8 protein-coding genes are annotated in these 9,947 nt (G+C 53.0%); all 8 read left to right on the top strand.

The features are described from left to right. The first annotated feature begins 18 nt into the window (after positions 1-18). The 8 genes from Q0263_RS15305 (at position 19) to Q0263_RS15270 (ending at position 9,932) form a co-directional block, all read left to right on the top strand. A complete protein-coding gene (locus Q0263_RS15305) occupies positions 19-1,227 on the top strand; it encodes a Wzz/FepE/Etk N-terminal domain-containing protein (RefSeq protein ID WP_298017974.1) in 1,209 nt (402 codons plus the stop codon). After that, positions 1,220-2,344, top strand: coding sequence for a polysaccharide biosynthesis/export family protein (locus Q0263_RS15300; protein WP_298017972.1), 1,125 nt, complete (start codon positions 1,220-1,222; stop codon positions 2,342-2,344). The genes Q0263_RS15305 and Q0263_RS15300 overlap by 8 nt, the downstream gene beginning before the upstream one ends. Before the next feature lie 4 nt (positions 2,345-2,348). Beyond that, complete coding sequence (locus Q0263_RS15295) at positions 2,349-3,143, top strand: ABC transporter permease (RefSeq protein WP_298017969.1); 795 nt, start codon at positions 2,349-2,351, stop codon at positions 3,141-3,143. Continuing rightward, a complete protein-coding gene (locus Q0263_RS15290) occupies positions 3,143-3,805 on the top strand; it encodes an ABC transporter ATP-binding protein (protein ID WP_298019149.1) in 663 nt (220 codons plus the stop codon). Before Q0263_RS15295 ends, Q0263_RS15290 begins: the two co-directional genes overlap by 1 nt. 88 nt (positions 3,806-3,893) lie before the next feature. Next, on the top strand, positions 3,894-5,009 hold the full coding sequence (locus Q0263_RS15285; RefSeq protein WP_298017966.1) for a stealth conserved region 3 domain-containing protein: 1,116 nt from the start codon (positions 3,894-3,896) through the stop codon (positions 5,007-5,009). Positions 5,010-5,115: 106 nt separating this feature from the next. Then, positions 5,116-5,913: an acyltransferase gene (locus Q0263_RS15280; protein ID WP_298017963.1), complete on the top strand. Its 798-nt coding sequence runs from the start codon at positions 5,116-5,118 to the stop codon at positions 5,911-5,913. A 627-nt stretch (positions 5,914-6,540) separates the two neighbouring features. Further along, positions 6,541-7,755: a CDP-glycerol glycerophosphotransferase family protein gene (locus Q0263_RS15275; RefSeq protein ID WP_298017960.1), complete on the top strand. Its 1,215-nt coding sequence runs from the start codon at positions 6,541-6,543 to the stop codon at positions 7,753-7,755. 74 nt (positions 7,756-7,829) lie between these two features. Continuing rightward, positions 7,830-9,932 carry a capsular polysaccharide biosynthesis protein gene (locus Q0263_RS15270; protein WP_366140721.1) on the top strand — a complete coding sequence of 701 codons (2,103 nt, stop codon included), beginning with the start codon at positions 7,830-7,832 and terminating at the stop codon, positions 9,930-9,932. Positions 9,933-9,947: the final 15 nt, after the last annotated feature.

Genomic DNA, 9,947 nt, shown 5'->3' with positions numbered 1-9,947 from the left:
TTCGAACTCTGATTTTTGATGCCTGACACCAAACCTCCCGCACTGAATACGCCGGCGCCAGAGCCCGTCGTCGCACGAACCGAAGACACGGCGTCCGATCTTGATCTGGACGATATCCAGGCCGAAGCCGCTCAGCGCCGCCGCCAGCGCCGCCTGCTGTGGGGCATCGTCATCATTCCCATGATCCTGGCCATCGTGTATTACGCGCTGCTGGCCGACAGCCGCTATGTCAGTCAGGCCCAGGTGGCCGTGCGCCAGACCAATGGCGAATCCAGCCAGGCGCTGCCGGGCCTGGCCATGATGCTGACCGGCACCAACCCGACCTCGCGCGAGGAAACGCTGTATCTGCGGGAATATATCCGGTCCCAGGACATGCTGGATGCGTTGAATGCGCAGTTGGACTGGACCGCGCACTTTGCTGATCGCTGGCGCGATCCCTTGTATTGGCTGCCTGCCGATGCCACGACCGAGGACCAGCTGACGTTCTACCAGCGGCTGGTGAATGCCCAGTTCGATGAGGAAACGGGACTGCTGATGGTCACCGTCGAGGCCCTGGATCCGGCCTTCGCCCAGGACAGCCTGGCTTTCATCCTGAAGGCCAGCGAAGTGTTCGTCAATGAACTGTCCCACCGTATGGCGCGTGAACAGGTGCGCTTCGCCGAGGACGAATTGGCCCGAGCCCATCGTGATTACGAGACCGAACGCAATCAGATACTGGATTTTCAGCGTCAAAACCAGTTCCTGGATGCAGGGGAGGCCGCGAAGAAGCGCGCCGCCATCATCGGCGAACTGGAATCCCGGCTGGTCACTGCCCACGCCGAATTGAAAGCCCTGAATGCCCGCTTGGCGGGCGACGCGCCGGCCGTGCGCACCAAACAGACCGAGATCCGCGCCCTGGAACAGCAACTGGCCGTGGAAAACAAGCGGCTGCTGTCCGATCAGGGGCAGAACAACCTGAACGTCGTGGCGGCCCAGTTTCGCAAGCTGGAGGTGGATGGCAAGATCGCCGAAGAAACCTACAAGCTGAGCGTCGTGGCCCTGCAAAGTGCCCGCATCGAAGCCAGCAAGAAAATCCGCAGCCTGGTCACGGTCGTGTCGCCCAATCTGCCGGATGAGGCCCTGTACCCCCGTCGTCTGTACAACCTGTTCACCCTGCTGATCGTGCTGTTGCTGGTCTATGGCATCACGCGATTCATCATCGCCAGCATCGAGGATCACCGTGATTAAACCTTTGCGACTTCTGGCATATCTGGCGATCTGTGGCGGCCTGTCGGGTTGCGCGAGTTCCTTTCTATCAGCGGCGGGGCCATCGATCCGCCAGATCCAGCACCAGGCTGAACCGGATCAGTCCGACGCCACGCCTCCGTACCAGTTGGTCGATTTGAACGCCCGGACCATCGCGCCCTACATGCGTCCGCCCGAACCTGAGCCCGTAGCCGCTGTGACGGAAAAACACATGCCCCAATTGCGTCTGGCGCCGGGTGACGTCATTCGCCTGATGGTGGCGGACACGGCGGCCGATGGCGGGATCTTCGCCCCGTTGAGTACCGGCGGCACGGTTTTCCAGCAATTGCGCGTCGAGGCTGACGGCCGACTGTCGCTGCCCTATGTGGGTCATATCAGTGTGGCCGGCCTGACGCCCTACGAAACTGAACGGCTGATCCGGCGCAGATTGAAAGGCGTGTCCGTGGATCCTCAGGTGCATGTCGCATTGACCGGAGATCGGTCCGGCGCCGTGTTGGTGGCCGGTGCAGTGAAAAACCCTGGTCGCGTATCCACCCTGGATGGCCCGTTGACCCTGCTGGATGCCATCAATCAGGCCGGCGGCGCAGTGCTGGAACCCTATCTGGTGCGTGTCACCTTGCGCACCGGCGACCATGCCGAGGTCTACAACTATCAGGATGTGCTGGAAGGCCGGAACCGCGTCATTCCGCCTGATTCCGAGGTCATTCTGGACCGCAATCGCCAGCGTTTCGTCGCCATGGGCGCCGTGGTGAAACCCGGCCTGCATGATTTCCCATCTCCGAATCCCAGTCTGTTGGAAGCCTTGGGCGTGGTCGGCGGCCTGCGCGACAGCACGTCCGACGCCACCGGGGTGTTTGTCTTTCGCCTGACCGATGCGCCGGCTGCGTCGAACACTGCGGTGCCTGCCCAGTCACAGGCACAAGTCTTCCGCCTGAATATGGCCGATCCCTCCGCTCTGTTCCTGGCGCGGCAGTTCCTGGTGCAGCCCGAAGACGCGATCTACGTCACGAACGCCGGCGTCTATGAATGGCAGAAGATCATTTCGCCGATTGTGCAGGTGCTGGTGCTCGGTCGTGCTGCGGATGCATTGGGGCGATAGAGCCATGGCTGTGATTTCTCGCCGCAGTTCCCTGGACATTACCCGCGCCGTGGTGTTCGCCATGGTTCTGCGGGAAATGCAGACACGGTTCAGTTCACGCCGTCTGGGCGGGGTGTGGACGTTACTGGAGCCGATTCTGCATTTGGTGCTGATGATGGTGATCTATACCTATATTCGCAGCAAAAACATGCCGGGCATGGACCTGCCTGTGTTTTTACTGTTCGGCGTGTTGCCGTTCCTGCTATTCAAGAATATATCCTTGAACATGATGGATGCTCTGGAGGCTAATCGCGCCTTGTTCGCCTATCGGCAAATTCAAGTGGTGGACGCATGGATAGCGCGGTTTATGGTGCACTTTTGCATATCGGCCAGCGTGTTGTTGCTGGTGGGCTTTGTCATGGCATTCTGGGGGAACTATGACCTGACCATCGATGCACCACTGGAATGGGGGTTGACTTGGCTTGTTGGATTGTCCTTGGCATTTGGCTTGGGAATGATCTATTGCACTTTGGCTGAGGTCATGCCCGAATCCAAAAGCATCATCAGGCTGGCGTACTTCCCGTTATATCTGTTGTCCGGGGCGATCTTCCCGGTGTGGCATCTGCCGGCATCGGTACTGGATTGGATGGCCCTGAACCCTTTGCTGCATGTGATTGAGCTGTTGCGTGTGAATGTCAGCGCCGCGTATCCACGCATCCCTCAGATAAGTCTGCTGTATCCCGCCGTATGGGCCGCTGCCTGCATCTTTATTGGCCTGGGGCTGTACCGCGTCCGGCGATTGCACATGATGGCCGCTTGATGATCGAAGTTCGTAATCTCTATAAGTCATATCGCGATCGCAGTCAGCAAAAGCGGTATCGCGTGTTCGAAAACCTGTCATTCACAATACCGGAAGGTCGCAATGTCGCCATTCTGGGACGGAACGGTTCTGGGAAAAGTACCTTATTGCGTTTGCTGGGTGGTATTGATGTGCCTGATCGTGGGCGGATAATCACAGACAAGCGGATTTCTTGGCCTGTCGGTTTAAGCGGCGGATTTCAAGGATCTTTGACAGGGCGGGAAAATGTGAAATTCGTTGCCCGCGTGCAAGGCCTCGATGGGCCTGCTTTGCGCCGAATTGTCGATTATGTCGAGTCGTTCGCGGAGATAGGGGGCTATTTTGATGAGCCTGTAAAGACATATTCTTCGGGTATGCGGGGAAGAGTGGCCTTTGGGCTAAGTCTTGCCTTTGACTTCGATTATTACTTGATCGACGAAGCGATGTCAGTGGGAGATGCGCATTTCAAGAAAAAGGCGAAGACTGTGCTCCGCGAAAAAGTTGGGAAGGCAAACGTCCTATTGGTATCGCATAGTATGGGTGATGTAGCCGCGCTGTGCGACCTAGTGCTGGTGGTGCGAGCGGGAAAGATCAGACGCTACGAGGAAGTTAAGGCAGGGATACAGGCCTACCAACAAGAGTAGGGGACGGTTCGGTTCCGCCTGTCCTCCGATCTGATTTGCTCTTGAATTGGCTTGATGCGCTGATCGAATTTGGCTGCCTGTGAGCTATATGACAAAAAACGCTACTTACAGAAAATTTAAGAAGTTGCTCATCGATCCAGAGCTTTTCTTTCGCGATCTTCTTATGAAGAGAAGGCCTCCGATTTATAACGAAATTGGATGCAATGTGTATGAGGAAGGTGCGCTGATTTCGTCCAATAGTATTTTTGAGAGCCTGCTGCCCAACGAAATCCCTGTGGATGTTGTTTTCACTTGGGTAGATGATGGCGATCCGATATGGAGACAGAAAAGACAGGATAATCTTCTACGCTGTGGTGGTGCCCCGGAGAGCTTAAATGCTCGTAGTTCTGCGCGTTTTAGAAATCATAACGAATTAACGTATTCCGTACATAGTGTTCTCACCTATATGCCCTGGGTGAGGTCAATTTATATAGTCACAGATGGACAGAGACCACGATGGGATCGCCTCGACAGAAAAATAAAATTTGTAGCACATGAGGAGTTCATATCTTCAGAGTATCTTCCGACGTTTAATTCTCATGTGATAGAGGCGCATCTTCACAAGATTGCGGGACTTTCAGAGTGCTTCATCTATTTTAATGATGATGTTTTCGCTGCAAGGGGGCTTGTGAAAGGCCACTTCTTTTCCTCAAATGGTCTCGCAGTTGTGTTTCCTTCTGGAAAAAGAATCTCATCATTGCTAGAAAGAGGGATCAGAACGGCGACGATCGCCGCGTCTATAAATAGCTCAGAACTCCTAAGGAATCGCTACAGTAAATCTATAGATATTCCTCTTGTCCATACCTATGTTCCACTGCGTAAATCTGCTTTTCAGCTGGCGTGGAATCACTTTGAAGAAGAAATACACCGTTTTCTTCCAAATAGGTTCCGAGGTGAAGGAGACCTGAATGTTGCAACGTTCTTAGTCCCGTGGCTCATGTATTTGGAAGGAGTGGCATGTTTGGGGCAGGATGTTTGTCATTATTTTAATATTTCCTCTCCTGCTGCCCCTCAGTATTACAGAAATCTAATTCTTGCGCAGCAAAATGGTTCGTCTCCTCATTCTTTCTGTGCAAATGATGTAAGTGATATAGATGATATTCCTGGTTATGGGGTGTTATTTAATGAGTTCATCGAGGAATATTTTGGAATTTTCCCAAGATAGTGGATCTGTGCTGTCGAGGGTGTGCCGGTTGCTATCCTTTGTGTTTGGTGTGGAATATATTCTGGGTCCTATTTGCTAATTGTCATCTATTTTAATGAGAATAGTAATGAATTTTTGGACGTACTTTCCAGATCAATATACCAGAGATTCTGTAGAGTTTTGCGTTGCTGATTTCCCTGTATCTGCGGAAAAATTTCATGAATATATGCCAAGGGATATCGGTTTGGTTGGCGATGATTCAAATAGGATATATCTGGAGGGCAGTCAACTTCCTGAAGGGTTGAAGATAGTATTTACAGACAAAGCTGTTAATTGCTGTATGGTCGTAAGGTCGGGGGCAAATATTAAAAATAGCAGGATATCGTTTAAGGCAGATGGCCAATTTTCTTATGTTGGAACGGATGCCGTACTAAACGGAGTGACTGCCATATTGCTGGGAATCAGGGATTTCGTGTTGGTGGGGAACGGTGTTTCGGTTACGGCATCTTCTAGTTGGAGCACCGGTTTCAATTCAGGTGTTACGGGTAATGGACTAATCGTGGGAGACCATTGCTTAATTGGCCCAGAGTTGGTCATCCGTCCTGCAGACGGTCACCTTGTTATAGATTTAGAAAGCCGGGATCAGTTGAATAAATCTGTCCGACCTGTTGTTATCGAGCCGTACGTCTGGATTGCCCAAAGATCAGCGATATTGAAGAGCGTGAGAGTGGGGGCTTGCTCAATCATTGCCTATGGAGCGGTCGTTACTAAATCGTGTGATCAATTTAGTCTTTTGGCTGGGGTTCCAGCAAAGGCCATTGATCTGGGGAGGAAAATGTGGTTGAGGAATAACGCAAAAAAATCCGTTCAAATACAGAAGTTTTATGAGAGAAGATTTCTGAAAGACTGCTCTGGTGGAGAGTAGAGAAACAGCACTTTGCTTTCAATAATCATTTGGATGATGCTTAATTTAAATTTAATTGGCGTTAATTTCTTTGATTTTTATGCTTATGGTATTTGCGGTCAATATTATCGTGCATATATCCCGTAATTTAGCGCTTGGGTTGCTTTAATTCCATGGGTCTATAGAGTTTGGCTTTTATTAAAATTCCGCGAAATGAAAAATAAGTTGTATAGTAAAAGATTAAAGATTCACAATTCTATTCTTAGAATAAAAACATATAGTAAATATTTCTGGATCTCATGCCTGTGTTTGGGGGTGGTGAGGCGTAGCTCGTTCGATAATAAATCCTTCCAAGTTCTGGCTTCTAATAGGAAAATTAAAGTAAAAATTTCCTTTATGCTGACCTTCAGGTTATATCATTTTGGATTTCTAGTCGCGATATACGGTTTCAGGTTGGATCCGACGGCATTCAAGGAAATACACAATGGTCTATTTCTTCGTAGCCTATCCGATGGTCTTGATTTTAAGAGGGCTATTAAATATAAAACTCTTGGATTTGGGCGGCGCAGATATTTAAATAGCCGAATAGTTTTTTTGGAAGGATGTCGCTCTGCATATATTAGGATGGCTGGTAATGGAAATAGTTATTTGACGATTCGAGAAACTGCAATTTCTGATCGAAATATCTATCAAGCTAAGATTCTTATTGCGTGGCTATGGTCGTCTATTTTTCGATTTTTGCCTCGGCGATTTAAGCCAATTCTTCTATATGAAAAGAAGTCTAGTAAGTATGAGGAAAGTGCCTCTATGCTGTTTGAGCGGCTGGTCGATTATGGCTACAAAGAAGTGAGGTTCATACTATCTAAGCCGGCGGTCGATTCATTGGCTATTGATAGTAAGTATAGGGATCAGATAATTATTAAGGGAAGTCTCAAGCATTATATTGCTTTCTTTCTATGCAGGACCTTTATTTCTACGGAGTCACCCGCTCATGCTATCGACCTAAGGATTGCGAATCCTTATGCTCTTGAGAAGCTGGCTCGTCGCCATTTTGATTTTGTATTCCTTCAGCACGGAGTGTCATATATGATCTCTTTGGGGGCGAAGGAGAGGCGAAATTTTCGCCCAGGTAAGATATTTCCTGATAACACAAAAGTCGTTGTTTCTTCTCAATTGGAGGCTGATGAGTTTCGTGTTAATGCTGGATTTCTTGAGAGGAATATCTACGTAACTGGCCTGCCTAAGTTTGATCGTAGGGTTCGGTTCAGCCAGCATGACAAAATTATGATCATGCCGACCTGGAGGCCGTGGGACTATAACCTTATAGCCTTGGATGTTAGAAATTCTAGCTACTACAGGATGTGTGTCGATATTGTGGGGTCTGTGCCAGATGAATTAAAAGAGAAGATAATTTTGATGCCCCATCCTTTAATTATGGACTCTTTGCGCGACACGGATTTATCTGGCTATTTGACAGACTTGTCTTATGAGCATGCTTTGCGTAGCGCGTCAATCCTGATAACGGATTACTCTTCAATTGCATACGATGCTTTTAATAGAGGTTGTGTTGTGGCTTTTTGGTGGAAAGAAAAGGACGAATGCATGGCAAAGTATGGCGGAGATCTCATGCTGACCGAGGAGAACGCTTTTGGGCCAGTTTCTTTCTGTGGAGAACAATTAAGAGGTGTGATTTCCGAGCAATATGGTCGCGATGTTGGTGATGATTATTTAAGGAAATTTAGGGAGATAGTGAATGACTTCGAATCCAACAGTACTGATCTGCTAATTGAAAGAATTATAAAAGACGGCCTTTTGAGGAGAACGCGGGCTTTCATCGGGGTTGGTCGTAATTCCGTCATATAGGCGGTGGGATCGTTATACGGTTCTCCGAGGTTTTAAAGTGGGTCTGCGGGGAAGGCCGAGAACTGTTGGATACGGTGTGGGGTTTAGGAGGAGTGTTGGCACGTACTGCAATTGGTGTTTTTTCGAACGGGATCCTGCGCAATCGAGCGGCGGAGTGTTTACTGCAAAGCTCTTTCGCGCGGGTAACCGGTAGCCGTGCCCGCCCCGACGTTGCTTGGATAGCAGGGTGGGGCTGTAAGCAGAACACTCGACGCGCCTTTCGGTATGCCAGCGAGCGCGGCCTGCCTTTTCTTCGTCTGGAAGACGGTTTTTTACGTTCCTATCGCGTCGGTCCCGCCTGCCCTCAGCTGTCCCTGATCGTCGACGAACAGGGCATTTATTATGACGGCACCCAGGCATCGGCGCTGGAATCCCTGCTGCAATCCGATCGGGATGTGCTGCGGGGGCTTCAGGCGGAAGTCGCCCGAGCACGCTCGCTGATACGGGAGCATGGCTTGAGCAAGTACAACCATGCCCCGGATCTGCCGGCCGGATTGCTGCGTTCGGATGATGCGGCGCGCGTGCTGGTCGTGGACCAGACTGCGGGGGATGTCAGCGTCTCGCTGGGTGGGGCGTCGGCCTGGACCTTCCGGTCGATGCTGGATGTGGCGCGTCGCGAGAACCCCGACGCCACCATTTACGTGAAGACCCACCCGGAAGTGTCCGCGGGCGCGAAGCGCGGCTATCTGTCCGATGCGCCCGAGGATGAGCGCACCGTGCTGCTGCGCCAGGCGGTGAATCCGATCGACCTGATCCGGCGGATGGATCGCGTCTATGTGGTGTCGTCCACCATGGGGTTCGAGGCCTTGCTGCTCGGAAAGCCGGTGACCGTCTTCGGCCTGCCCTGGTATGCCGGGTGGGGGGTGACGGATGATCGCCAGATCTGCCGCCGCCGATCGCGCCGCAGGTCCGTCGACGAACTGTTCGCGGCGGCCTATTTTCACTACACCCGCTATCTGGACCCCTCGACGCACCAGCCGGGCACGATATTCGATGTGATTGACTGGCTGGTCCTGCAGAAGCGTGTGCATGGCCGCTATCGCGGCCGGATGATCTGTGTGGGTTTGCGCCGCTGGAAGGCCGCCGACCTGAAGCCGCTGTTGTCCGTGGGGCTGGGGCCTGCGCTGTTTGTGCCGGATGCCCGGCGAGCGGCGCGCCTGAGCCCGGGGCCGGAGGATTGCCTGGCATTCTGGGGGCGCCAGCCGCCCGCGGGCGTGGCTGAACTGGCGGCCGCCCGGGGCGCGCGCCTGATGCGCCTGGAAGATGGCTTCGTTCGTTCGGTGGGCCTGGGATCGGACATGATTCCACCGCAGTCGCTGGTGCTGGATGAAACCGGCCTGTATTTTGATCCGACTCAGCCTTCGGATCTGGAGACGCTGCTGAACCAGCGCGTCTGGTCGGCCGACGATCTGCGGCGGGCGGAGTCCGTGCGCCGGTTCATCGTGGAGCAAGGCATCACCAAATACAACCTGGAGCCTCGGTCGCCGGTGGATTGGCGACCGGATGGCCGTCTGGTCGTGCTGGTGCCCGGCCAGGTCGAGGACGATGCCTCGATCCGGTTCGGCTGCCTGGATATCCGCACCAATCTGGGCTTGCTGCAGGCGGCGCGCGAAGCGCATCCCGATGCTTATATCGTCTACAAGCCGCATCCCGACGTCGTTTCCGGCAATCGCCGGGGCGCGGTGCTGCTGGATCAGGCGCGTCGTTACGCGGATCATGTGGAAATCCGCTGTTCCGTGGTCAGTTGCATCGAGGCTTGCGACGTGGTGCACACCATGACCTCGCTGACGGGCTTTGACGCGCTTCTGCGAGGCAAGCAGGTCGTGACGTACGGACAGCCGTTTTACGCCGGCTGGGGCCTGACCACGGATCGCGCGGCGGGAGGCGCGGCGTTTGCCCGCCGCCGTCGGCGATTGGACCTGGCTGAACTGATAGCCGGCGCCTTGCTGGAATATCCGATCTATTGGGACCCCTTGCTGAAGGGCTACACCACCTGCGAGGCCGTCTTGAATCGCCTGGTCGAAGAACGCGACCGGTGTGAGCGCGACGGCACGCTGAATGGCTTGAATCGAGGCCTGTGGCAGCGCAATCGGCGCAAGCTGCTGGCTTTGTGGCGGGCATGGCGCACCGCGGTTTGATCAACTTTTCTGGAA

It is taken from the genome of uncultured Castellaniella sp. (assembly GCF_937988725.1).
Taxonomy (GTDB): domain Bacteria; phylum Pseudomonadota; class Gammaproteobacteria; order Burkholderiales; family Burkholderiaceae_B; genus Castellaniella.
This window is presented reverse-complemented; position numbering and strand designations above follow the sequence as displayed.

Coding starts and splice junctions, on each gene's coding strand:
- Q0263_RS15305 (WP_298017974.1), top strand. CDS start 19: ATGCCTGACACCAAACCTCCCGCACTGAATACGCCGGCGCCAGAGCCC.
- Q0263_RS15295 (WP_298017969.1), top strand. CDS start 2,349: ATGGCTGTGATTTCTCGCCGCAGTTCCCTGGACATTACCCGCGCCGTG.
- Q0263_RS15290 (WP_298019149.1), top strand. CDS start 3,143: ATGATCGAAGTTCGTAATCTCTATAAGTCATATCGCGATCGCAGTCAG.
- Q0263_RS15285 (WP_298017966.1), top strand. CDS start 3,894: ATGACAAAAAACGCTACTTACAGAAAATTTAAGAAGTTGCTCATCGAT.
- Q0263_RS15280 (WP_298017963.1), top strand. CDS start 5,116: ATGAATTTTTGGACGTACTTTCCAGATCAATATACCAGAGATTCTGTA.